Annotated in this window: 20 protein-coding genes; 9 read left to right on the plus strand and 11 right to left on the minus strand. The window is 61.7% G+C overall.

Translation table 11 applies throughout. From position 1 onward, the window contains the following. Positions 1 to 7: 7 nt before the first annotated feature. The 4 genes from KI235_RS10230 to KI235_RS10245 all read right to left on the minus strand — a co-directional run bounded on the left by KI235_RS10230 (position 8) and on the right by KI235_RS10245 (position 3,409). Entirely contained in the window at positions 8 to 1,666 is a 1,659-nt protein-coding gene (locus KI235_RS10230; protein ID WP_003200069.1) for an MlaD family protein, read from the minus strand. Further along, the gene (locus KI235_RS10235) at positions 1,647 to 2,291 is read right to left on the minus strand and encodes a paraquat-inducible protein A (protein ID WP_027912575.1); all 645 of its coding nucleotides are present in this window, start codon (positions 2,289 to 2,291) and stop codon (positions 1,647 to 1,649) included. The genes KI235_RS10230 and KI235_RS10235 overlap by 20 nt, the downstream gene beginning before the upstream one ends. 11 nt (positions 2,292 to 2,302) lie before the next feature. Next, positions 2,303 to 2,899, minus strand: a complete 597-nt coding sequence (locus tag KI235_RS10240) for a paraquat-inducible protein A (RefSeq protein WP_043042070.1) — start codon at positions 2,897 to 2,899, stop codon at positions 2,303 to 2,305. 69 nt (positions 2,900 to 2,968) lie between these two features. Next, positions 2,969 to 3,409, minus strand: coding sequence for a CBS domain-containing protein (locus KI235_RS10245; protein WP_003200075.1), 441 nt, complete (start codon positions 3,407 to 3,409; stop codon positions 2,969 to 2,971). A 317-nt stretch (positions 3,410 to 3,726) separates the two neighbouring features. On the opposite strand from KI235_RS10245, the gene KI235_RS10250 reads away from it, so the two are divergent. Further along, positions 3,727 to 6,090 (plus strand): DNA polymerase II, encoded by a 2,364-nt coding sequence (locus KI235_RS10250; protein ID WP_003200077.1) that lies wholly within the window; start codon positions 3,727 to 3,729, stop codon positions 6,088 to 6,090. 185 nt (positions 6,091 to 6,275) lie between these two features. Here KI235_RS10250 and KI235_RS10255 read toward each other — a convergent pair whose 3' ends face one another. Together KI235_RS10255 and KI235_RS10260 are read right to left on the minus strand one after the other, a co-directional pair. Beyond that, entirely contained in the window at positions 6,276 to 7,097 is an 822-nt protein-coding gene (locus KI235_RS10255) for an aldo/keto reductase (protein ID WP_003200078.1), read from the minus strand. Between the two features lie 156 nt (positions 7,098 to 7,253). After that, positions 7,254 to 8,405 (minus strand): aldose epimerase family protein, encoded by a 1,152-nt coding sequence (locus tag KI235_RS10260; RefSeq protein WP_003200080.1) that lies wholly within the window; start codon positions 8,403 to 8,405, stop codon positions 7,254 to 7,256. Between the two features lie 298 nt (positions 8,406 to 8,703). On the opposite strand from KI235_RS10260, the gene KI235_RS10265 reads away from it, so the two are divergent. The 3 genes from KI235_RS10265 (at position 8,704) to KI235_RS10275 (ending at position 11,162) form a co-directional block, all read left to right on the plus strand. Beyond that, a complete protein-coding gene (locus KI235_RS10265) occupies positions 8,704 to 9,453 on the plus strand; it encodes a hypothetical protein (protein WP_003200082.1) in 750 nt (249 codons plus the stop codon). 107 nt (positions 9,454 to 9,560) lie between these two features. Next, positions 9,561 to 10,346: a sulfite exporter TauE/SafE family protein gene (locus KI235_RS10270; RefSeq protein WP_003200084.1), complete on the plus strand. Its 786-nt coding sequence runs from the start codon at positions 9,561 to 9,563 to the stop codon at positions 10,344 to 10,346. Positions 10,347 to 10,613: 267 nt separating this feature from the next. Further along, entirely contained in the window at positions 10,614 to 11,162 is a 549-nt protein-coding gene (locus tag KI235_RS10275; RefSeq protein ID WP_003200085.1) for a DUF4174 domain-containing protein, read from the plus strand. 64 nt (positions 11,163 to 11,226) lie between these two features. On the opposite strand, the gene ampC is transcribed toward KI235_RS10275, so the two are convergent. Further along, positions 11,227 to 12,375 (minus strand): class C beta-lactamase, encoded by a 1,149-nt coding sequence (ampC, locus tag KI235_RS10280; protein ID WP_003200087.1) that lies wholly within the window; start codon positions 12,373 to 12,375, stop codon positions 11,227 to 11,229. Between the two features lie 272 nt (positions 12,376 to 12,647). Between ampC and KI235_RS10285 the strand changes: the two genes are divergently transcribed. Together KI235_RS10285 and KI235_RS10290 are read left to right on the plus strand one after the other, a co-directional pair. After that, on the plus strand, positions 12,648 to 13,526 hold the full coding sequence (locus KI235_RS10285) for a Dyp-type peroxidase (protein ID WP_003200089.1): 879 nt from the start codon (positions 12,648 to 12,650) through the stop codon (positions 13,524 to 13,526). Between the two features lie 78 nt (positions 13,527 to 13,604). Continuing rightward, complete coding sequence (locus tag KI235_RS10290) at positions 13,605 to 14,351, plus strand: SDR family oxidoreductase (RefSeq protein WP_003200090.1); 747 nt, start codon at positions 13,605 to 13,607, stop codon at positions 14,349 to 14,351. Between the two features lie 115 nt (positions 14,352 to 14,466). Here the strand turns inward: KI235_RS10290 and mapR are convergent, their stop codons facing one another. The 3 genes from mapR to KI235_RS10305 all read right to left on the minus strand — a co-directional run bounded on the left by mapR (position 14,467) and on the right by KI235_RS10305 (position 17,996). Further along, the gene (gene mapR / locus KI235_RS10295; protein WP_003200093.1) at positions 14,467 to 15,876 is read right to left on the minus strand and encodes a GntR family transcriptional regulator MpaR; all 1,410 of its coding nucleotides are present in this window, start codon (positions 15,874 to 15,876) and stop codon (positions 14,467 to 14,469) included. A 182-nt stretch (positions 15,877 to 16,058) separates the two neighbouring features. Beyond that, complete coding sequence (gene ccoG, locus KI235_RS10300; protein WP_212795667.1) at positions 16,059 to 17,471, minus strand: cytochrome c oxidase accessory protein CcoG; 1,413 nt, start codon at positions 17,469 to 17,471, stop codon at positions 16,059 to 16,061. A gap of 288 nt (positions 17,472 to 17,759) precedes the next feature. Then, entirely contained in the window at positions 17,760 to 17,996 is a 237-nt protein-coding gene (locus KI235_RS10305) for a DUF3203 family protein (protein WP_003200097.1), read from the minus strand. 135 nt (positions 17,997 to 18,131) lie between these two features. Between KI235_RS10305 and KI235_RS10310 the strand changes: the two genes are divergently transcribed. Continuing rightward, complete coding sequence (locus KI235_RS10310) at positions 18,132 to 18,632, plus strand: MgtC/SapB family protein (protein WP_003200100.1); 501 nt, start codon at positions 18,132 to 18,134, stop codon at positions 18,630 to 18,632. 50 nt (positions 18,633 to 18,682) lie between these two features. Here KI235_RS10310 and KI235_RS10315 read toward each other — a convergent pair whose 3' ends face one another. Next, complete coding sequence (locus KI235_RS10315; protein ID WP_013692690.1) at positions 18,683 to 18,847, minus strand: hypothetical protein; 165 nt, start codon at positions 18,845 to 18,847, stop codon at positions 18,683 to 18,685. 211 nt (positions 18,848 to 19,058) lie between these two features. On the opposite strand from KI235_RS10315, the gene KI235_RS10320 reads away from it, so the two are divergent. Both KI235_RS10320 and treS read left to right on the plus strand, forming a co-directional pair. Beyond that, complete coding sequence (locus KI235_RS10320) at positions 19,059 to 21,056, plus strand: alpha-1,4-glucan--maltose-1-phosphate maltosyltransferase (protein ID WP_003200102.1); 1,998 nt, start codon at positions 19,059 to 19,061, stop codon at positions 21,054 to 21,056. A 169-nt stretch (positions 21,057 to 21,225) separates the two neighbouring features. Beyond that, positions 21,226 to 24,570, plus strand: coding sequence for a maltose alpha-D-glucosyltransferase (gene treS, locus KI235_RS10325; RefSeq protein ID WP_027912573.1), 3,345 nt, complete (start codon positions 21,226 to 21,228; stop codon positions 24,568 to 24,570). The last annotated feature ends 2 nt before the right edge of the window (positions 24,571 to 24,572 follow it).

A 24,572-nucleotide genomic window follows, 5' to 3' on the forward strand; every position in this document is an offset into this window, starting at 1 on the left:
CCTGTGATCATTCTTTCACCGGCAATGTGAGGTTCTGCGCCGGTGCGTCCTTGGGACGGCCGCGAAGCAGCGATTCGGGATGGCGGCTCAGGTAGTCCGACAGTTCGCGCAGCGAGCGCGACATACGCCCCAGGTCGTCCAGGGTCTGGGTCAGTTGTTCGCGCTGCGGTGAGTCTTCAGCCAGGGTCGAGTTGGCTGATTGCAGGGTCTTGCTGACGTCTTGCAAGGTGCTTTGCACGCCCGGCAGGGTCTTGCTGTTGAACTGGGTCAGGCCTTTGCGCAGCTCCACCAGGTTGCCATCCAGGTTGCCGGCAATGCTCTCCAGTGGCAGTTTGTTGATCCGCTCGATCATCGCCTGCAGTTGTTCCTGCAGTTGCTGGAGACTGCCCGGAATGGTCGGGATACGCACGGGCCGGGCGCTTGGGTCGAAGGCGACTTTTTCCGCCTTGGGGTAGAAATCCAGCGAGATGTACAACTGCCCGGTCAGCAGGTTGCCGCTGCGGGCCTGGGCGCGCAGCCCTCGCTCGACGAAGCTGCCGATCAGGCGGGCGCCAGCGGCTTCGTCGTCTGGATTGTGATTGAGCGACTTGAGCAGTTTTTCATGGGCCTTGCCCAGGCGTTGCGGGTAGATCACCACGCCGACGTTGACCGGAAAGCTGCGCTGTTTCTCATCGAAATCCAGATGGATGGCCACCACCCTGCCGACTTCCACCCCGAGGAACTCCACCGGCGCACCGACGCGCAAGCCGCGCAGCGCCTGATCGAAGCGCAGGGCCAGGTATTGCGCCTTGCCATCAGGCGGGGCGAGGGCGCTCTGCTGGTCGGCAAACAGCTCATAGGTCTTGTCCTCGCTGGCGGGGACGTCGTTGGGGCTGTACTCCGGCGCCCGAAACGCGATGCCGCCCAGCAGCAAGGCCGAGAGCGATTCGGTCTTGACCGCGAAACCATTGGCGCCGACGTTCACGTCCACGCCGCTGACGTTCCAGAACCGGGTGTTTTCGGTGACATACACATCGTTGGGGGCGTTGACGAATACGTCGATGTTGACGCCTTTGCCCTCGGCGTCCAGGGCGTAGGACACCACTTGGCCCACCGGGATCTTGCGCAGATACACCGGCGAGCCGATGTCCAGCGAACCGAGGTCCTGGGAATGCAGGGTGAAGCGCTTGCCCGGTTCGCCGTAGGTGATGGGCGGCGGGTTCTCCAGGCCCGTGAAGGACTTGGCGCGCACTTTCGACTGGCCGGCGTCGGCGCCGATGAAATCCCCCGACAGCAAGGTGTCGATCCCCGAGATACCGCCGGCCCCGATGCGTGGCCGTACGACCCAGAACACCGAATCTTCGTGAGTGAAGGTGTCGGCTGTCTTGGCGAGCTTGACCGTGGCGGTGACGTTCTTCTGGTCCTCGCTCAGTTGCACGTCGGTGACCTGGCCGATGACCACGTTGCGATATTTGACCTGGGTCTTGTTGGCGGTCAGGCCTTGGCCGGTCTTGAAGGTGATGGTGATGGTCGGGCCTTCCTGCAGCCAGTTGTGGACCACCAGGGAAATGCCCACCAGCACCGCGATGATCGGCACGATCCACACCAGCGACACCGTCCAGCGGCGGGTGGTGACGTGGGCGCGGCCGGGGGCGGGTTGCTGCCCGTCAGTGGCTTGCGACTTCATCCATGACCTCCTCGGATGGTTGAGTGTCCCAGATCAGCCGGGGGTCGAAACTCATGGCCGACAGCATGGTGAACAGCACCACGAGGCCGAAGAACAGGATGCCCGGTCGTGGTTCGATGTCGCTCAATGCCTGGAACTTGACCAGGGCCGCCACCAGGGCAACCACCAGCACATCGAGCATCGACCAGTAGCCGATGACTTCCACCAGCCGGTACAGCTTCGCCCGCTGGACCTGGGCCCAGGTGCTGCGCCGCTGTGCGGTCACCAGCAACAGGGTCAGCACCACGAACTTGATGCCGGGCACCGCGATGCTGGCGATGAAGATAATCAGGGCGATGTCCCAGGCGCCACTTTGCCAGAACTCGATGACGCCGCTGATGATGGTGCTGTCGGCGCCTTCGCCGAGCATCTGGGTATTCATGACCGGCAGCAGGTTGGCCGGGATGTAGAACACCAGCGCGGCGAGCATGTAGGCCCAGGTGCGGGTGATGGCGTCGGGTTTGCGTCGATGCAGGGCGGCGTCGCAGCGGGGGCAGGTCTGGGGCTCGTCGGTCATGTCGCAGGCCAGGCCGCAACTGTGGCACAGGCACAGGTCCAGGTCGCGGGCCTCTGGCGGGGTGTCCAGCGGCTGGCCGTTCACAGGCTGTCCCACAGGTCGCGGACATCGCGCCCGGCAATGCGGATCATCAGCAGGCTCAGGGCCGCCAGGGCGAACAGGCCGATGCCCGGGAGCACGTCCAGCAGGCCGGCGAGCTTGATCACCGCCACCAGCGCGCCCAGCAGGCACACTTCCAGCATGCTCCAGGGCCGCAGGGTTTCCAGGCTGCGCATGCACAGGTTGAACCCCGGTGCCCGCCGCTGGAGGTAGGCATGGCCCAGTACCCAGAGCAGGAGCGCCAATTGAAAGGCCGGTGCGATGATGATCGCCACCGATGTCACCAGGGCGATGAAGGTGATCGGCCCATGGCTCAGCGCCACGATGGAATCCCATAACGTCGCGCTGTTGCTCAGGCCCTGGAGGCGGATGCTCATGATCGGGTAGATGTTGGCGAAGGCCCACAGCACCGCTGCCGTCACGCTCAAGGCCAGGCGCTGCTCGATGGTCAGGCCGTTGTAGCGCTGGATCACCGCGTGGCAGCGCACGCACGAAGCTTTCTGGTGCGCGACGAGCACCACCGGCTCGTACACCGCATCGCAATGTTCACAAATGATCAGTCGGTCGGTGTTGGCCATTGGGATGCTCGCAGGAACAACCCCTTCAATATAGAAGTGCCTTGAGAATGAGCAACCCGACCGAATGGATCATTCCCCGCGAATGTATTGCTCCAGTTGTTTGATCAGATCGGCCTGTTCGGCGATGGCTTCCTTGACCAGGTCGCCGATGGACAGCAGGCCGACCAGTTTGCCGTCCTCTACCACTGGTAAATGCCGCAGGTGTTTTTCGGTCATGATGCTCAGGCAGGTCTCGACGTTCTGGTGCGGGTCGATGGTGATCACGGGGGAGACCATGATGTCACTGACCTTCGTGCCCACCGATGAGCGCCCGCGCAAGACCATTTTGCGGGCATAGTCGCGCTCGCTGATGATCCCCAGCACTTCATCGTTCTTCACCACCAGCAACGCACCGACGTTCTTCTCGGCCATGCGCATCAGGGCCTGCAATACCATGTCGTCCGGTGAGATGGTGTGCACTTGCTGGTTCTTCTCGTCTTTTATCCGGAGCAACTGCGCGACGGTTTTCATGGGGGGCCTCGGGTGTTGTTTTTGCTGGTTGTTAAAGCATCGTAGACCCAACGGCGCAGAGCAAGCGGTAAAGCGGCGGCCAGTCGTCCAAAAGCGTCATTACCGGGGGATTTCCCACCGATGTGATGCCATCCAGCATTGTGGCGAGGGGCGTCCCTCTGTGGGAGCAAGCCTGTGGGAGCAAAGCTTGCTCGCGATGAACGATGACACGGTCTAGCAGTTGAACCGCATCGCGGGCAAGCCTTGCTCCCACAAAGGAATAAATCCCCTCGCCACAGGGTAGAATCGTCGCCTACGTAGAATTCGAGGTTGCAGCGGTGGATTTACAGCAGGGCTTCGTCCTGACCCGGCATTGGCGCGATACCCCGGCCGGCACCGAAGTCGAGTTCTGGCTGGCGACCGACGCCGGTCCCCAGCGCGTGCGCCTCCCAGTGCAAACGTCGGTGGCCTTTGTGCCGCAGATCCAGCGCGGCCAGCTCGAAGCCTTGCTGCAAGGGGAGAAGGAGGTAGAACTGCGCCCCCTGGACCTGCTGGATTTCGAGCATCGTCCGGTGCTGGGATTGTATTGCCAGCAGCATGCCCAACTGATGCGCCTGGACACCACCCTGCGCCGCGCCGGCGTGGAGGTGTTCGAAGCGGACATCCGGCCGCCGGAGCGCTACCTGATGGAGCGCTTCATCACCGCCCCGGTCTGGTTTGGCGGTACGCCGGCTGCCGATGGCCTGCTGGTCGATGCCCAGATGAAGCCGGCGCCCGAATACCGTCCACCGTTGCGCCTGGTGTCCCTGGACATCGAAACCACCGCCCAGGGCGAATTGTATTCCATCGCCCTGGAAGGCTGCGGCGAGCGCCAGGTCTACATGCTCGGGCCAGCCAATGGCGACGATACCGGCGTGGATTTCCAGCTGGAATACTGCGAATCGCGCACGGTGCTGCTGAAGAAACTCAACGATTGGTTCGCCCGTTTCGACCCTGACGCGATCATTGGCTGGAACCTGGTGCAATTCGACCTGCGAGTGCTGCATGAACACGCCCGGCGCCTGGCGGTGCCGTTGCGTCTGGGACGCGGTGGCGAAGAGATGCAATGGCGCGAGCACGGCGCGCGCAACAACCACTTCTTCGCCTCGGCCGCTGGCCGGCTGATCATCGACGGTATCGAGTCCCTGCGTTCGGCCACCTGGAGTTTCCCCTCGTTCAGCCTGGAAAACGTCGCCCAGACGCTGCTGGGGGAGGGCAAGTCCATCGATAACCCGTACCAGCGCATGGACGAGATCAATCGCATGTTCGCCGAGGACAAGCCGGCCCTGGCCCGCTACAACCTCAAGGACTGTGAACTGGTGACACGGATCTTCGCCAAGACCGAGTTGCTCAAGTTCCTCTTGGAGCGGGCCAGCGTCACCGGGCTGCCGGCGGACCGCAGCGGAGGTTCGGTGGCGGCCTTCACGCACCTGTACATGCCGCTGATGCATCGCCAAGGGTTTGTTGCACCCAACCTGGGCCAGCGTCCGCCCGAGGCCAGCCCGGGTGGTTTTGTCATGGACTCCCAACCGGGCCTCTACGAGTCGGTGCTGGTGCTGGACTACAAGAGCCTGTATCCATCGATCATCCGCACCTTCCTGATTGACCCGGTGGGTTTGATCGAAGGGTTGCGTCACCCGGATGACCAGGAATCGGTGCCAGGCTTTCGCGGGGCGCGCTTCTCCCGTACTCGACATTGCCTGCCAGCCATCGTGGCGCGGATCTCCGAAGGCCGGGAGACCGCCAAGCGCGAGCACAATGCGCCGCTGTCCCAAGCGTTGAAAATCATCATGAACGCCTTTTATGGCGTGCTCGGTTCCAGTGGCTGCCGTTTCTTCGACACACGCCTGGCCTCGTCCATCACCCTGCGCGGTCACGAGATCATGCAGCGCACCCGCCAGTTGATCGAAGCCCAGGGGCATGTGGTGATCTATGGCGATACCGATTCCACGTTCGTTTGGCTTCGTCGTGCCCATGGCCAGGAGGAAGCGGCCAGGATCGGTCGCGAGTTGGTGGCCCACGTCAACCAATGGTGGCGTGAGCAGGTGCGCGATGAGTTCGGGCTGGAGAGTGCGCTGGAGCTGCAGTTCGAAACGCATTTCAAGCGCTTTCTGATGCCGACTATCCGCGGCGCCGAGGAGGGCAGCAAGAAACGCTACGCCGGATTGGTAACCCGTGCCGATGGCAGCGACGAAATCGTCTACAAGGGCCTGGAAACCGTGCGCACCGACTGGTCGCCGCTGGCCCGGCAGTTCCAGCAGGAGCTGTACGGGCGGATTTTCCACCGCAAGCCCTATCAGGATTATGTGCGCGATTATGTGCGGCAGACCCTGGCCGGCGCGTTCGATGAACGGTTGGTCTACCGCAAGCGTCTGCGTCGGCCGCTGGAAGACTATGAACGCAACGTCCCACCCCATGTGCGGGCCGCGCGGCTGGCCGATGAGTTCAACCAGCGCCAGGGCCGTCCGCGGCAATACCAGAATGGCGGCTGGATCAGCTACGTCATCACCGTCGCCGGCCCCGAACCGCTGGAAATCCGCAGTGCGTCAATCGATTACGACCACTACGTGACCAAACAGCTACAGCCGGTGGCGGATGCGATCCTGCCGTTTGTGGATGATGATTTTTCGACGTTGGTGGGTGGACAGATGGGGTTGTTCTGAAACTCCGTGGTATTCAGGCCGAGCCCGTGGTCAGGGTTTATCCCCTGTGGGAGCAAGGCTTGCCCGCGATGCGGGCGCCTCGTTTTTCCTAGGACACCGTATCGCCTCCATCGCGGGCAAGCCTTGCTCCCACAGATGAACTCCCTCGCCACAAGTCAGTGTGAATCCCGAGGTTGAATGGGTCTTCAGACCATCGCCAAGCGCTGCTTGCGCTGGGGCTGGGGAAATATCAGGTCTAGGGCTGCCAGGTCTTGCGGTTCCAGCTTGAGGTTGGCCGCTTCGGCATTCAAACGCACATGCTCAGGTTTCACGGCCTTGGGAATGGCAATCACATTGTCCTGGCGCAACAGCCAGGCCAGTGCGATCTGCGCCGGTGTGGCGCGATGGCGTTCGGCGATCTGTCCCAGGGTGTGATCCTTGAGCAGGTGTCCGCCCTGGCCGACCGGGCAGTAGGCCATGACGGGCATGGACTGGCGCTGGCACCAGGGCAGCAGGTCGAATTCGATGCCGCGTTCCTGCAGGTTGTACAGCACTTGGTTGGTCGCGCAGGCCGGCGCGGCCAGTTCTTCAAGGTCCGCTACATCGAAGTTCGACACGCCCCAACGGCCGATCTTGCCTTCTTCGCGCAGCCGCTCGAAGGCTTCGACGGTTTCGTCCAGCGGGTACTGCCCGCGCCAGTGCAGCAGATAAAGGTCGATGTAATCGGTGTCGAGCCGCCGCAGACTGCGTTCGCAGGCCAGGGGAATGCCTTTGCGACTGGCGTTGTGAGGGTAGACTTTACTCACCAGGAAAACCTGGTCGCGCAGGCCGGTGATCGCTTCGCCAACGACGGTTTCGGCACCGCCTTCGGCATACATCTCCGCCGTGTCGATCAGGGTCATGCCCAATTCGATTCCCAACCGCAGGGCGGCCACTTCTTTCTTGTGATGAGACGGTTCCTCACCCATGCGCCAGGTGCCCTGGCCAATGACCGGTACGGACACACCCGCCAATTCCAGCGTCCTCATGCCTTTCTCCTGTTGTGCTGATCGATAATCCAATGGACAGCAGGATAGTCGTAGGAGCTGGCGAAGCCTGCGATCTTTTCGCTCCAAACTCAATTGTCTGGGGAAAGATCGCAGCTTCGCTTTGCTCGACAGCTCCTACGGGTGTGGTGCTTTTTTTTATTTCGCGGAGAACTTCAACACCATGGTCTGGGTGTAGGTCTGGCCCGGATCAAGCCGCGTCGAAGGGAAGTTCGGCTGGTTGGGCGAGTCGGGGTAGTGCTGGGTTTCCAGGGTGAACGCGCCCCAATGTGGATAGACCTTGCCTTGCTTGCCCTTGACGGTGCCGTCGAGGAAGTTGCTGGTGTAGAACTGCACGCCAGGCTCGGTGGTGTAGAGCTGCAGGCGTCGTCCGGAGTCCGTGTCATACACCTCGGCGGCCAGTTTGTTCACGTCGCCCTTGGCGTCCAGCGCCCAGTTGAAATCGAAGCCGCCTTGTTTCGGTTCGGCGAATTTGAGTTGTGGGTGATCGGCCTTGATATGGGTGCCGATGGCGGTGGGTTGGGTGAAGTCCATCGGTGTGCCGGCCACGGGGGCCAGTTCGCCAGTGGGAATGAGCTTGCCGGTGACCGGCGTGTAATGGGCCGCGTGCAGGGTCGCGACCTGCTCGAGTATGTCGCCGTTGCCTGCCCCGGCCAGGTTGAAATAGCTGTGGTTGGTCAGGTTCAGCACTGTGGGCTTGTCGGTGGTGGCTTTGTACTCGATGCGCAACTCGTTCTGTTCGTTGAGGCTGTAGGTGACGTCGGTCTTCAGTGCACCGGGGAAACCCATCTCGCCATCGGCTGACAAGTAGGTCAGGGTGACGCCCACCGAGTCCTTGGCATTATGGGGCTGGGCCTTCCAGACGCGCTTGTCGAACCCTTGCGGCCCGCCGTGCAAGGAATTGCCATGGTCGTTCTGCGGCACCTGGTAACGCTTGCCGTCCAGCTCGAAGGCGCCGTCGGCCAGGCGATTGCCGAAGCGGCCGATGGTCGCGCCGAAATACACGCTGCCGTTCTTCTGGTAACCCTGCACGTCGTCGAAGCCGAGCACGATGTCGGCGGCCTTGCCGTGTTTGTCCGGCACGCTCAATGACTGGAGGATGCCGCCGTAGGTGATGACCGTGGCCTCCATGCCGTGACTGTTGCGCAGCACGAATTTTTCCACCGCCGTGCCGTCGTCGGTTTTGCCGAACGCACCACGTTCGTTGGTCAGGCCGGCAGCGTGGGAAGCCGAGGTGGCGATCATCAGAGACACTCCGAGGGCCGTGAGCAGTTGTCTGGATTCAAGCATGGTATGACCTTCCTTCCTGTTGTTTTGTTGTTGTTTTGAACGCGGGGCGAGTCCGCTACTGGTCGGACAGCGCTGAAGGTTTTTCTGGTTAGTAGTCTTTCTATTTGAAGGGTGAGAAGGGATTTATAGCCATTAATAAGGATTTATCAATTAAAAAGTAATACTAATTGAGTGGGGGAGACGTTGCTGGAGACCGAAGGTTTGCTCCGGGTACTGCACTTTTGCGATTTTTGCCGCTCTATCCATGGCCTGGAAGCGACGACCCCCCATCGCTTCCCCATGCCCAGACCGAGATTCGATGGCCGGTGTTTTTTATTCTGTGACGAGATTGCGCCGTTGTTGCCTGGCATTGTTGGTCGGTGTGTCGATGCTGTTCAGCGGCGGCTGCAGCCATCAGCAGGGGCAGGACATGGTCACGCAGTTCAGCAACGCCAGGCCCCAGGAGTTCTTGCAGACCAGCGTCGATCGCATGGCCACGTTGTCGATGCACGACAACCTGCAAAGCCTCTATCTGCTGATGAACAAGCTGTACCTGCGCAACCCCGAGGAACTGCGCAAGTCCGGTTTTCTCGACGCCCGCACTGCGGAAAAACAGGTGCGCATGGCCATCGAGCAGCAACAGCCCTTGCCGACCCTGGGTGGCAAGAAGGATCTGGCAGCCCTGAGCTATGCCATGAGCCCGGAATTTCTCGGCGATCGGGTAGGGGCGTTCATCTATGCCATTGGCAGCATGCTGGTCACCGCGCACGGCAATCGCCTCGAGTTCTACATGACCGACACCATCGACCCGCGTTTTGTCAGCAACGCGGCGCGCAATATCGAAAAGGCCACCTGGCTGCTGAGCCAGCGGCAGAACAAGGACGGCAAGCTGTTGCTGTTTTCCAATGAGATTTCGGAGGAGGGCAGCAACCTGAGTTTCGCGGTGGAGTTCGGAAAAATCGTCGCCCGATTGGACCTGCTGACCCAGATGCTCGATGAGCGCTACCGACGGATCGGCTTGAATTACGCCCAGAGCCTGCTGTTCCTCAACTTCCTGCCGGTTCAGTGAAGCTATGGAAAAGGAATAAAGATAGATCACATCGATATAGGAGGTTATAAGAAAAATCGCTATGCTCGCGACCAGATTTTTCACGCGGTCGTGCTGAGACGGGTTTAATGGATTTCGGTAATGTCGGTTTAGTCGTTGCAGGCCTGGTGGTCGGTTTCATCGTTGGGATGACCGGCGTCGGCGGTGGTTCGCTGATGACCCCGATCCTGTTGTGGTTTGGTATCAACCCTGCGACGGCGGTAGGTACGGACCTGCTGTACGCGGCTATTACCAAGTCTGGTGGTGTCCTGGTTCATGCAAAAAATCGCAACATCGACTGGGCGATTACTGGCTGGCTGACGTTGGGCAGTGTGCCGGCGGTCGGCTTGACGCTGTGGTTCCTCAGCAGCCTGCACAGCTCCCCCGAGGCGATGAACGCGGTAATCAAGCAAGCCTTGGGCTTTGTGTTGTTCGCCACCGCCCTGGCGATCCTGTTCAAGAAGCGCCTGCTGCAATTTGCCCACGACCGCGCTGGCGGCCACTACAACCCCTCCGGTTCGCGCCTCAATGTGCTGACGGTCATCACTGGCCTCGTGCTGGGTGCGATGGTCGCCTTGACCTCCATCGGCGCTGGCGCCCTGGGCACTGTCGCGCTGTTCATCCTCTACCCGTTCCTGGTCACCAAGCGCCTGGTGGGCACCGAGATCGCCCACGCCGTACCGCTGACCCTGGTGGCTGGCCTGGGCCATGCGAGCATGGGCAACATGGACTGGCACATCCTGGGTTTCCTGCTGATCGGTTCGTTGCCGGGGATCTACCTGGGCAGTCATTTGTCGGGACGCATCTCCGACGAATTGCTGCGCCCGTGCCTGGCGGTGATGCTGGCGATGATCGGGTTCAAGCTGGCGTTCTAGAACAGTCAGCTCAAGTCCAATAGTGTGGGAGCGAGCTTGCTCGCGATAACGGTGTGTCAGTCGACTCGATGTTGGGCGTCATGACGCTATCGCGAGCAAGCTCGCTCCCACAATTAGTCTCTCCCGACTTCAGCGCTCTCCTTGCGGTTGCGCAATGAACCCCCTGGCCTAAGCTTCAAGTCAGGCAGGCGCAGTATTGAGCGACTCTCGCGGAACAATCGCCGCCCTGTGCAATCAGTACAGCGTAAATATCAAAAGGAGAGGCGCATGCTCATTCGGTCGTTGACCTTCGCTACCTTGCTGGCCATCGCCGGCCCACTGTTCGCTGCCGATGGCGACTCGCCGCTGTTGGCGGACGCAGGCAAGTCACGTCCCCTTGTCGTCATCGCGCCCAGCACGGTCGACCCTGCCTGGGTGAGCCTGAAAAAGGCCTTGGATGAACCGGCAGGCAAGCAGGGCTTTTCCGAGCGCAACATGGTGCTCTATACCGTGCTCAATACCATTGGGCAGCGCGATGGCAAGGATCTGGATCCGCAAAGCACCATGGCGTTGATTCGCTCGCTCAAGCTGGGAGCCGGAGCACAGACCAAGATCATCCTGGTGGGCAAGGACGGGGAAAAGAAGCTTGAGCATTCCGGGGCGATCGAACTGAAAGACCTCTTCGATGCCGTCGATAAACTGCCTGCGGCAGAGAAAGAAGCAACACCTCCAGCCCCACCACCCGCGCCAGAGCCTGCACCGACCAAGGATGCGAAAGGCGCCAAGCCTGGCAAGGCAGTCAAGCCGGCGGGGCCGGTGAAGCCGCTGGATGATTGATTTCCGCCGACAGACTCTTGTGGTGAGGGGATAAATCCCCTCGCCACAAGTGAGCCCAGCCGATTTATTTCACGTCCAGCGCAGCGAGGATCCGATGCGCCGCTTTCACCCGTTCTTCGATCGGGTAGTTCCTGTTCGCTAGCATGACGATCCCCATGTCCTTTCCGGGTACGAACGCCGCGTATGCGCCGAAACCGTTGGTAGATCCTGTCTTGTTGATCCAGGCGCCGTCCGGCGCTGGGCGAGGCGGGTTGAGAGGTTCGACTTTTTGTGGGGTCAGGGCCATTTGCGGTGTGTTGCCAGCGAGCAGGTCATCCAAGGTGAACGGAGCGGGGTAGAACTCCCAGCCCAGCCCCTGATTCATCCCGCCAACCCTGTAGAAACCTGTATGCGTCGTGGCGATCGCTTGCTTCAGATCCGCGTCCAGTTTTTCCGGTCGCAGGTTGGCCTCGAGGAAACGCATCAGGTCCGATGAGCTGGTTTTCACCCCGTAGGCCTCGGAGTCCAGGGCTCCCGGTCCGACCCGGACGGGCTTGCCGTCTTTTGCATAGCCTTGGGCGTATCGGCCCAACTGATCCTGCGGCACCCGCACATAGCTGTGCTGGAGGCCCAGCCCTGGCATCAGCGTGCGCTCCATCACCTCGTCAAACGGCCGCTCCAGGCTGCGGGCTGCCAGATAGCCGAACAGGCCGATGCTCGGGTTTGAATAGAGCCGCTGGGTGCCGGCCGGGTAGAGCGGCTTCCAGGTCGTGTAATAACTGAACATCCGGTCCGGATGGTCCGCCTCGGCGGGGAACTGCAACGGCAGGCCACCGGCGGTATAGGTGGCGAGGTTGAGCAGGCTGATGCCCTCGAAGGCACTGCCGCGCAGCTCGGGAGCAAAGCGACTGGCCGGGTCCGCCAGGGACAGCTTGCCCTGGGCCTGGGCATAGGCGCCAAGGGTGGCGGTGAAAGTCTTGCTGATCGAGCCGATTTCGAAGAGAGTCTGGTCGGTGACCGGCTTTTTCGTGTCCTTGGAGGCCACGCCGTAGTTGAAGTAATGGCGTTGACCGTTGTAGGTGATCGCCACGGCCATGCCGGCGATGTCCTGTTGCTTCATCAAGGGCTGGATCGTGGCATTGACAGCGTCTTCAATACGATCCTGGGCAAAGCCCGGAGCTGCCCCGCAGACCAGGAAAAAAGTGCCTGCGAGTATCGATTTAGCCATGTGCATGTCGGACCGTCTCCTTGGATGGCGGTGGTTCAAGCCGCTCTGCATCCAGCAGCTTTCGATGCCTGAGTGCATCTTGGGGTGGTCAATCTAGGAGGTTTTCGGTTGTTCGGCAATCGGTGCTCATCCGGCTCAAGGGCGCTTCGGAGTCGTCCGACTGGACCGCAGGAGTGTTCCTACGAAAATCTTCGGTCGCCGGCTTTTCGGTGTCGCATGGCAAACCACACAAACCCACGGCTGCCGGGTAAACTTGCGCTCTTTCTAAAGGAGTTCACATGAGTTACTACCAGCCCGGCATTCTCGCCACCCCTGTTCCGCCTCAGGCCCGTCATTTGTTTTTTGCCCTGGAATCGGTCGAGGCATTGCCGGCTGCGATAGACAAACTCCTGTTGCTGGTCGATGGGCGGGCCGTGGTCGGTTTTGGCGAATCGCTGGTCCAGGCGCTGGGCGCCCAGGTCGAAGGCTTGCGAGCCTTCCCAGCGTTGGCCGGCGTAGGCGTGGACAACCCCTCGACCCAACACGCGCTGTGGTGCTGGCTGCACGGCGAAGACCGCGGCGAGCTGATGCACCGCAGTCGCGCCATCGAGGCGGTGCTGGCCCCGGCGCTGCGCCTGGTGCAGATGAACGAAACCTTCCGCCATATGACCGGCCATGACCTGACCGGCTACGAAGACGGCACCGAAAACCCTCACGACGAAGCGGCCATCGCCGCCGCCCTGACCCAGGGTGTCGATGGGGTGCGCGGTGGCAGTTTCGCCGCGATCCAGCAATGGCAGCACGATCTGGATGGCTTCGCGGCGATGCAACCCCATGAGCGCGACAACATCATGGGCCGTCGCCTGAGCGACAACGAAGAACTCGACGACGCGCCGGAATCGGCCCACGTCAAGCGCACCGCCCAGGAAAGCTTCGCCCCGGAGGCGTTCGTGGTGCGTCGTTCCATGCCGTGGATCGAAGGCGACCGTGCGGGGCTGATGTTCCTGGCGTTCGGTTTCTCCCTCGATGCTTTCGAGGCACAACTGCGCCGCATGAGTGGCCTGGAAGACGGCATCACCGATGGCCTGTATCGCATGAGCCGGCCAATCACCGGCGGCTATTACTGGTGCCCGCCACTGTTGGACGGACGCCTGGATCTGCGCGCCCTGGCCCGGTAAGCGCAACGGTTTGTGCAAAGCGTGACGTGAACGCTATTCTTGGGCCGGATGTCTATCCGTGGAATGGGGGAAGCAAACGTGGATAAAGTCATCGTCATCACCGGTGGCGGCCGCGGAATCGGGGCGGCCACGGCGCTGTTGGCTGCCGAGTTGGGCTATCGGATCTGCATCAATTACCAGTCCGATGAGAGTGCTGCGCAGGAGGTGCTCGAACAGGTCCGGGCCAAGGGCGCGCAGGCGATTGCCGTGCGGGCCGACGTGAGCATCGAAGACGAAGTGATCGGCCTGTTCGACCGGGTGGACGCCGAGCTGGGCCGTGTCACCGCCCTGGTGAACAACGCCGGCACGGTCGCGCAGAAATCCCGGCTCGATGAAATGTCCGAATTCCGCATTCTCAAGATCATGAAGACCAACGTGCTGGGGCCGATTCTTTGCGCCAAGCACGCGGTGCTGCGCATGTCGCCCAGGCACGGCGGGCAGGGTGGCAGCATCGTCAACGTCTCGTCGGTGGCCGCGCGCTTGGGCGCACCGGGGGAGTACGTCGATTACGCGGCCTCCAAGGGCGCGCTGGACACCTTCACCATCGGCTTGTCCAAGGAAGTGGCCGGCGAAGGCATTCGCGTCAACGCGGTGCGCCCCGGCTACATCTACACCGATTTCCATGCCCTGAGCGGTGACCCGGACCGGGTCAGCAAGCTGGAATCAGCGATCCCCATGGCTCGGGGCGGGCGTCCGGATGAAGTGGCCGAAGCGATTATCTGGCTGTTGTCGGACAAGGCTTCGTATGCGACCGGGACGTTTGTGGATCTGGGGGGCGGGCGCTGAGTCCTGGGGTGTCTGTTTTGGCCCTATCGCGAGCAAGCTTTGCTCCCACAGGGGACAGTGTTCCGATGTGGGAGCAAAGCTTGCTCGCGATGGCGGTCTGACGGACAACCCGATATCAGAACGAGCGAATAATCCGCCCCAACGTCTCCATGGCCTTTTCCGAGGCCTCGGTCCACGGGCTGCCGTAATTCAAGCGGATGCAATTCCTGAAACGCCGGGTTGGTGAAAAGATCGGTCCCGGCGCGATGCTGATGCCCTGGGCCAGGGCCATCTGGAACAGCTTGAGCGAATCCATCTGCTCCGGCAGCTCCAGCCACAGGAAGTAGCCCCCCGCCGGCTGGCTGACCCGGGTCTGGGCGGGGAAGTAGCGGGCGATGGCGGCGAGCATCGCGCTTTGCTGTTCCTCCAGGGCATAGCGCAGTTTGCGCAGGTGACGGTCGTAGCCGCCGTGTTGCAGGTAGTCGGCGATGGCGGCCTGGGCCGGCATCGAGGCGCACAACGAGGTCATGAGCTTGAGCCGTTCGATCTTCTGCGCGTAGCGCCCGGCGGCGACCCAGCCGATGCGATAACCCGGTGCCAGGCTCTTGGCGAACGAACCGCAATGCATCACCAGGCCTTCGGTGTCGAACGCCTTGGCAGGCTTGGGGGCCTGCTGGCCGTAATAGAGTTCGGCGTACACGTCGTCCTCGATCAGCGGCACCTGATGGCGGCGCAGCAACTCTACCAACGCCTGTTTGCGCTCCTCGGGCATGGTCGCGCCCATGGGGTTCTGGAAGCTGGTCATGCACCAACAGGCCTTGATCGGATGGCGCTCCAGTGTCTGCGCCAGCACGTCCAGGTCGATGCCGTCGCGCGGGTGCACGGGAATTTCCACGGCCTTGAGCTTCAGGCGCTCCAGTACTTGCAGGCTGGCGTAGAACGCTGGCGCTTCGATCGCCACCAGATCGCCGGGCTCGGTCACGGCTTGCAGGCACAGGTTCAACGCTTCCAGGGCGCCGTTGGTGACCAATAGCTCCTCCATGGGCAGCATCAACCCGCCGACCATGTAGCGCAGGGCGATCTGTCGGCGCAGTTGCGGGTTGCCTGGCGACATGTCCGTGACCACCATTCGCGGGTCCATGTCCCGTGTTGCGCTGGACAGCGAACGGGACAGCCGTTGCAGTGGGAACAGCATCGGGCTGGGGAATGCCGAGCCGAACGGTACGGTGGCCGGGTCCTTGATCGAGTCGAGGACCGAAAATACCAGTTCACTGACGTCGACTTCGGTGGACTCGTGCACCTGGCTGCTGATCGCAGGCTCCGAAAACGGGCTCGGCGCATGGGTGTTGACGAAGTAGCCGGAGCGCGGCCGGGCCCGGATCATGCCGCGTCGTTCCAGCAGGTAATAGGCCTGGAACACGGTGGACGGGCTGACACCGTAGGTCTGGCTGGCGTAGCGTACCGACGGCACGCGCTGACCTGGCCCCAGCATGCCCGAGCGGATCAGTTCAGCGATGTCGTCGGCAAATTTCTCGTAGCGTTTCATGGTGGTGCCCAGTCTTGAATGACGCGTGGTTTGCGCTTTTTAAACTGTGGGAGATTCTGTGGGAGCAAAGCTTGCTCGCGACGCAGGCGACACGGATCAACAGTAAGGTCGCGTTATCGTTCTTCGCGAGCAAGCTTTGCTCCCACACGCTCGCTCCCACAGGTGCCCGGCATCTTAAAGCTTCAACGATTCATCGGTGCGACAAAACGGCTCTTGGCGATGCTGTAGATGCCTGGCTCGTCGCTGTCGGCGACCTTGAACGTCATTTCCTGGGAGCCTTTGCCGGGCCGTTCGCTGAGCATCGCCACCGACACCGGCACATCGACGATTTCCCCCGGGGCCAGGCTCAGTTGGGTCTTGCCATGCAGGATGAAGCCGTCGCCGTCCACCAGGGACAGATGGTAATCCTGGCGCTGTTGGGTCTTGTTGATGATTTTCAGGCTGTAGATGTTCTCGATCTGGCCTGCGCTGTTTTCCCGAAACAGGCCACGGTCCTTGCTGACGTCCAGCGACACCATGGGCCGTTGCATCAGCGCCACGACCAGCGCGCCGATCATCACCAGCAGCACGGCGGTATAGCCGATCAGCCGAGGTCGCAGCAGGTGAGTCTTGCCACCCTGCAGCTGATGTTCGGAGGTGTATTTGATCAGGCCGTGGGCGTAGCCCATCTTGTCCATGATCGAGTCGCAGGCATCAATGCAGGCCGCGCAGCCGATGCACTCCATCTGCAGGCCGTCGCGGATGTCGATGCCGGTGGGGCAGACCTGCACGCACATCTGGCAGTCGATGCAGTCGCCCAGACCAATATTGGCCGGGTTTGCCTCGCGTTTGCGTGGGCCGCGGATTTCACCGCGGGCCGCATCGTAGGAAATGGTCAGCGTGTCCTTGTCGAACATCACGCTCTGGAAGCGTGCATAGGGGCACATATGCATGCACACCGCTTCACGCAGCCAGCCGGCGTTGAGATAGGTGGCTGCGGTAAAGAAGAGCACCCAGAACAGACTCACGCCGGCCATTTGCAGGGTCAGCAGTTCTTCGGCCAAGGGGCGGATCGGTGTGAAGTACCCCACGAACGTCAGGCCGGTGAGCAGGCTGATGGCCAGCCACAGCGTGTGCTTGGCGCTGCGGCGCAAGAGTTTGTTCAGGCCCCAGGGCGCGGCCTGCAGTTTGATCCGCTGGTTGCGTTCGCCCTCGGTGATTTTCTCGCACCACATGAAGATCCAGGTCCAGGAACTCTGCGGGCAGGTGTACCCGCACCACACGCGGCCAGCAAACACGGTGATCGCAAACAGGCCGAAGGCGGCAATGATCAGCAAGGCCGACAGCAGGATGAAATCCTGGGGCCAGAAGGTCGCGCCAAAGATGTGGAATTTGCTTTCGGAAAGGTCCCAGAGCACCGCCTGGCGTCCGCCCCAGTTCAACCACACCGTGCCGAAGAACAGCAGGAACAGAACCCCCGCACCGCTGATGCGCAGGGTACGAAACAAACCGGTGAAGCTGCGGGTGTGGATCAGGTTGTCGGTGCTCCTGGCCTTTATCTTCGTTGGCGCAGGTTCGAACGTCTGTATCAACTGGACGGGGATTCTATCGCTCATGGTCGGTCGCTCATCAGCCTCTATCTGGCCGGGGCACTATGACCATGGAACTGTTTGCATAACAGACTCAGGTGTTTCGATAAAAACCGGATCAGATGCCGCGAAACCCAGGCCCTGCGACACTTTGATGCACCCGAGGACGAGCGAACATACCGTTGAGGCCAGGGGGTAGTGGGAGCAAAGCTTGCTCGCGATACAGACACCTCGGTTCAAGAAGTATCGTGTTGTTTTCATCGCGAGCAAGCTTTGCTCCCACGGATTGAACACCTCGCAGAGGCTTCAAGCCGTTCAGATCGCCGAGCCGCTGTCGCTGGCCTTCAGGTGCTTGCGCCCGTCGACTGCGCCGGCCACGGTCAGTGCATCGGCCTCGGCCTCGGTGATGTAGACCCGGTCGCCATTGAGCTCCACGACTGACATGGCCTTGTCCGGGTCGGTGATGATGGTCAGCTCGCTGGCAGGGCGCTGTTCGGTGCCATTGGGGGTTTCGAAATGGCAGGTCTGGTTGTCATCGATACGGACAGTCATGGTGTTGCTCCTTCTGGGGTCATGAACGTTAGGTCGCGCGGCCAAGCCAGGGTTCGTTGCGGCTGATCAGCGGTCGGGCGCACCTCTGGCGCCGCCTGCGGTCCATCGTTTATCGAATGAAAAAGAGGACGGTCCATGGACGCCTGGTGGCATGAAGTCTGGGTAACCCTGCAGGCGGAATTCGCCGACATCACCGATGCCCAGCAGATGACCCGGGTCACGGTGCGTCTGCTAATGGCCGCGCTGTTGGGCGGCATTTTGGGTTTCGAGCGCGAACACAAGGGCAAGGCTGCCGGCGTGCGGACCCACATGCTTGTGGCCCTGGGGGCGGCGCTGTTCGTATTGGTGCCACAGATGTCCGGGTCACAGGCCGACGCGATGAGTCGGGTGATACAAGGCGTGGTCGCCGGCATCGGTTTTCTCGGCGCCGGCACCATCCTGAAAAACACCGACGGCGACGAAGGTCACGTCAAGGGCCTGACCACGGCTGCGGGCCTCTGGATGACCGCCGCCATTGGCGTCGCCGCCGGGCTGGGCCGGGAGGCGACGGCGGTGCTCAGCACGGTGCTGGCGCTGGCGATCTTCAGTGTGATGCCGGTGATCGTCCGGGCGCTGGAGAAGGGCGGCAAGCCGTGAAGCGGCTATGAGCCTGCAAACACAACAGGTTTTTTATTACTACGCTTGAATCAAACCCGCTCCGGCGGCGCCTCGCTCGGCGGGTCGCCCAGCGGCGGTTGTGGGTCCAGTGGCGGGTCTTTCTCTGGAATCGGCTCGGGATCAGGGCCGGGCGGGGGCAAGGTGGGGTCGTCGATGTTCGGATCGGGTGTTTCGGCCGGGATGGGAATGTTCATCGGGACGGGTCTCCGTGACGCACATGGCTTGAGTCGTGCTTATTGTTGTTGACCACCTTGCACCGGCTTTGATCCCCGGGATGCATCGGGGTAAATCCCTCTGAACTTTTAGCCGCTGATCCGGTTCGGAGTTTAAGTGAGTTTTTTCAGGGACCCGTTGGGCCTTTACCGCCACAAGCGCGTCCATGGGGCGTAAAAGGAGCGATGCTCGATGACTGCCGAACACCCGACTGAACTGGCCTACAACCCGCATTTGCCGCTGTCCCAAGCTTTGCTGTTGCCGCGTATCGCTATTGAAAGCACCATGCCGGTGATCGACGGCGGGCAATTCGCCGCCAAGGCCGTGGCTGGGCAGGACGTGACAGTGACCAGCAAAGTCTTCGCCGATGGTCATGACAAGCTGGCCGTGCGCATTCGCTGGCGTGCGCTGCAGGATGAAGTGTGGAACAGCGAGGTCATGAGTGATCTGGGCAACAACGGCTGGCACGGCCAGTTCAACGTGCCGGAACAAGGCCGCTATGTGTTTTGTATCGAGGCCTGGATCGATCAGTTCGCCAGTTTTCGCTACGAGTTGGAGAAGAAATTCGGTGCAGGGGTGCCGATCAGCCTGGAGTTGCAGGAAGGGCGCAGCCAAGTGCAAATGGCCGTCGAGCGCAGCACGGGTGAACTGAGCGAGCAACTGGCGGCCTTGCACCATGAGCTCTCCGGCTTGTTGCCGACCGAGCAGGTGGCGCTGTTCCTGGCACCGCGCAGTGCCGATCTGATGTCCCGGGCCGATCATCGCCCGTACTTGAGCATCAGCCCCGAGTATCCGCTGGATGTGGAGCGCAAGCTGTCCGAGTTTGCCAGCTGGTATGAGCTGTTTCCCCGCTCGATCACCGACGATCCCCAGCGCCACGGCACTTTCAACGACGTGCATTCGCGCCTGGCGGTGATCCAGGACATGGGCTTCGACGTGCTGTACTTCCCGCCGATCCACCCCATCGGTCGCAGTTTCCGCAAAGGCCCGAACAATTCCCTCACTGCCGGTCCCGACGACCCGGGCAGTCCGTATGCCATTGGCAGCGAGGAGGGCGGGCACGAGGCCATTCACCCGCAATTGGGTAGCCGCGAGGACTTCCGGCGCCTGGTGGCGGCGGCCGCTGACCACGGCCTGGAGATCGCCCTGGACTTCGCGATCCAGTGTTCCCAGGATCACCCCTGGCTCAAGCAGCACCCGGGCTGGTTCAGCTGGCGGCCGGACGGCACGATCAAATATGCGGAAAACCCGCCGAAGAAATACCAGGACATCGTCAACGTTGATTTCTACGCGGCCGATGCGATTCCCAGCCTGTGGACGGAGCTGCGGGACATCGTGGTGGGCTGGGTCAAGGAAGGCGTGAAGATATTCCGCGTCGACAACCCTCACACTAAACCGTTGCCGTTCTGGCAATGGCTGATCGCCGATGTGCGGGCGCAATATCCTGAAGTGATCTTCCTGGCTGAAGCGTTCACTACGCCGGCCATGATGGCGCGGCTGGGCAAGGTCGGTTACTCCCAGAGCTACACCTATTTCACCTGGCGCAACACCAAGGCTGAGCTGGCGACCTACTTCAGTGAGCTCAATGAATCGCCGTGGCGTGAATGCTACCGGCCGAATTTTTTCGTCAACACGCCGGACATCAACCCGGCCTTTCTCCATGAGTCGGGGCGTGCCGGTTTTTTGATCCGCGCGGCCCTGGCAACCATGGGCTCAGGCCTGTGGGGCATGTATTCGGGCTTCGAGCTGTGTGAGTCGGCACCGGTGCCGGGCAAGGAGGAATACCTCGATTCGGAGAAATACGAGATCCGCCCCCGGGACTTCACCGCGCCGGGCAACATCATTGCCGAGATCGCCCAGCTCAACCGCATCCGCCGGCAGAACCCGGCGCTGCATACCCACTTGGGCCTGAAAATCTACAACGCCTGGAACGACAACATTCTCTATTTCGGCAAGCGCGCCGCCGACGGCAGCAATTTCATCCTGGTGGCGGTGAGCCTTGATCCGCACAACCCGCAGGAAGCCAGTTTTGAGTTGCCGCTGTGGGAGATGGGCCTGCCCGACGACGCCCAGACCCAGGGCGAGGATCTGATGAATGGACATCGCTGGACCTGGTACGGCAAGTACCAGTTCATGCGGATTGACCCGGCGTACCAGCCGTTCGGGATTTGGCGGATCAGCGTGGCGTGATGCTGTGGGAGCAAGGCTTGCCCGCGATGAAGAGGGCGCGGTCTCCCTGAGGAATCGAGGTGCCTGCATCGCGAGCAAGCTTTGCTCCCACAAAGCGCAGGCCTCACAACACAAAAAGACCTCACAAGCCTGTATCCCGCGGCTTTATTGAATTCATCAGGAGTTGCAAATGGCGAAGAAACCCCGGTCTGCCACCTTCATCAAAGACCCGCTCTGGTACAAGGACGCGGTGATCTATCAGGTCCATGTAAAATCCTATTTCGACTCCAATAACGACGGGATCGGTGACTTTCCCGGCCTGATCGAAAAGCTCGACTACATCGCCGATCTGGGCGTCAACACCATCTGGCTGCTGCCGTTCTATCCTTCACCCAGGCGCGACGACGGTTATGACATTGCCGAATACCGCGGCGTCAGCCCCGACTACGGCACCATGGCCGATGCGCGGCGGTTCATTGCCGAAGCCCACAAGCGCAACCTGCGGGTGATCACCGAGCTGGTCATCAACCACACCTCGGACCAGCACCCCTGGTTCCAGCGCGCGCGCAAGGCCAAGCCGGGTTCGAAGGCGCGGGACTTCTACGTCTGGTCCGATGACGACCACAAGTACGACGGCACGCGCATCATCTTCCTCGACACCGAGAAGTCCAACTGGACCTGGGACCCGGTGGCGGGCCAGTACTTCTGGCACCGCTTCTACTCCCACCAGCCCGACCTCAACTTCGATAACCCGCAGGTCCTCAAGGCCGTGTTGTCGGTGATGCGCTACTGGCTGGACATGGGCATCGACGGCCTGCGCCTGGACGCCATCCCGTACCTGATCGAGCGCGACGGCACCAACAACGAAAACCTGCCCGAGACCCATGACGTCCTGAAGCTGATCCGCGCCGAGATCGACGCCAACTACCCCGACCGCATGTTGCTGGCCGAAGCCAACCAGTGGCCGGAAGACACCCAGTTGTACTTCGGCGATGTCGACGCCCAAGGGATGAACGGTGACGAATGCCACATGGCCTTCCACTTCCCGCTGATGCCGCGCATGTACATGGCGCTGGCCCAGGAAGATCGCTTCCCTATCACCGACATCCTGCGCCAGACCCCGGAGATCCCCGCCAATTGCCAGTGGGCGATTTTCCTGCGCAACCATGATGAGTTGACCCTGGAGATGGTCACCGACAAGGAGCGTGACTACCTGTGGAACTACTACGCCGCCGACCGTCGGGCGCGTATCAACCTGGGCATTCGTCGGCGCCTGGCGCCGTTGGTGGAGCGCGACCGTCGTCGCGTCGAGTTGCTCAACAGCCTGCTGCTGTCGATGCCTGGCACGCCAACGCTGTACTACGGCGATGAAATCGGCATGGGCGACAACATCTACCTCGGCGACCGCGATGGCGTGCGTACGCCGATGCAGTGGTCCATCGACCGCAACGGCGGTTTCTCCCGTGCCGACCCGGCCAGCCTGGTGCTGCCGCCGATCATGGACCCGCAGTACGGCTACCAGTCGGTCAACGTCGAGACTCAGGCCGGCGACCCGCACTCGCTGCTCAACTGGACCCGGCGCATGCTGGCGGTGCGCAAGCAGTCCAAGGCCTTTGGCCGTGGCACGTTGAAGATGCTCTCGCCGAGCAATCGCCGGATCCTGGCCTATACCCGCGAATACACCGGGCCCGACGGCAAGCACGAAATCATCCTCTGCGTGGCCAACGTGTCCCGCAGCGCCCAGGCTGCTGAACTGGATCTGTCGACCTACGCCGGCATGGTCCCGGTGGAGATGCTCGGCGGCAATGCCTTTCCACCCATCGGCCAGTTGAACTTCCTGCTGACCTTGGCGCCGTACGGCTTCTATTGGTTTGCCCTGGCAACCGAGAACCAGATGCCGAGCTGGCACGTGGAGCCGGCCCAGAGCCTGCCGGACTTCACCACCCTGGTGCTGAAGAAACGCCTGGAAGAATTGCTCGAAGCGCCATCGCGCACCACGCTGGAGCAAACCATCCTGCCGAGCTGGTTGCAGAACCGGCGCTGGTTCGCCGGCAAGGACAGCGCGATCGAGAAGGTCGAGATAGTCTATGGCGTGCGCTTTGGTGACCCGCAGCACCCGGTGCTGCTCAGCGAAATCGATGTCACCAGTGGCGGCCAGACCCTGCGTTATCAGCTGCCGTTCGGCCTGCTCGCCGAAGACCAGGTCGGTGCGGCATTGCCGCAGCAACTGGCGTTGTCGCGGGTACGTCGGGTGCGTCAGGTGGGCTTGATCACCGATGCATTCAGCCTGGAAAGCTTCGTGCGCGCCGTGCTGCACAGCATGCAGGCCGCCACGGTGCTGCCGTTCGCCGAAGGTGAGTTGCGCTTCGAACCCACCGAAGGCCTGGCTGCGCTGAACCTGGGTGAAGAGCCGGAGGTGCGCTACCTGTCCGCCGAACAGTCCAACAGTTCGGTGGTGGTGGGCAGCAGCCTCGTGCTCAAGCTGATTCGCAAGGTCGCCTCGGGTGTGCACCCGGAACTGGAAATGAGCGCCTACTTGACCGCCGCCGGTTTCAGCAACATCTCACCGCTGCTGGGTTCGGTGGTTCGCCGCGACGCCCAGGGTGAAGATGCGCTGCTGATGATCGCCCAGGGCTACTTGAGCAATCAGGGCGATGCCTGGGAATGGACCCAGAACAACCTCGAACGCGCCCTGCGCGACGAGCTGGCGGACGCGGTGTCCGAACAGGAGCAGCATTACAACGCCCTGGGCGAACTGAAGGATTTCGCCGGCATGCTCGGCCAGCGCCTGGGGGAAATGCACCAGGTATTGGCCCAGGCCACCGACGACCCGGACTTCGCGCCGCAGGCTACCAACGCCAAGCAAGCCCAGGCCATCGGCAAGGACGTGGCCGCCCAAGTGGAAAACGCCTTGCGCCTGCTCAAGCAGAACCAGGGCCAATTGAACCCCGCGGACCAGGCCATGGTCGCACGTTTGCTGGAGCACAAGAAAACCGTCCTGGCCCATGTCCAGACGCTGGCCGGCAAGGCTGAGGGAGGCTTGCGCATTCGCGTCCACGGAGACCTGCACCTGGGGCAGGTGCTGGTGATCAAGGGCGACGCCTACCTGATCGACTTCGAAGGTGAGCCGGCGCGGCCATTGCATGAGCGACGGGGCAAGCACAGCCCCTATAAGGACGTCAGTGGCGTGTTGCGCTCCTTCGATTACGCGGCGGCCATGGCGATTCACTTGCACACCGTCGACAGCACGGCCGATGCCGATGCAGCGAGGCAAAGGGTCGCCGATCGTTATTTGAAAGAGGCCCGCCAGGCATTTGTCGAGGCATATCGGCTGGCGGCAGCTAGTCTTGCCCATGAGTGGAAGGATGCTGAAGGCGAAGACGCCGCACTGGCGTTGTTCGGCCTGGAGAAGGCGGCCTATGAAGTGGCCTATGAAGCCGAGAATCGCCCCACCTGGCTACCCGTGCCGTTGCACGGTCTGGTCGGGTTATTGAGTGGGCTGCAACCCTTTTCCGACGTAGCCGGACCGATTTAGTG

This window comes from Pseudomonas sp. St386, from assembly GCF_018325865.1.
Classification (GTDB): Bacteria; Pseudomonadota; Gammaproteobacteria; order Pseudomonadales; family Pseudomonadaceae; genus Aquipseudomonas; species Aquipseudomonas brassicacearum.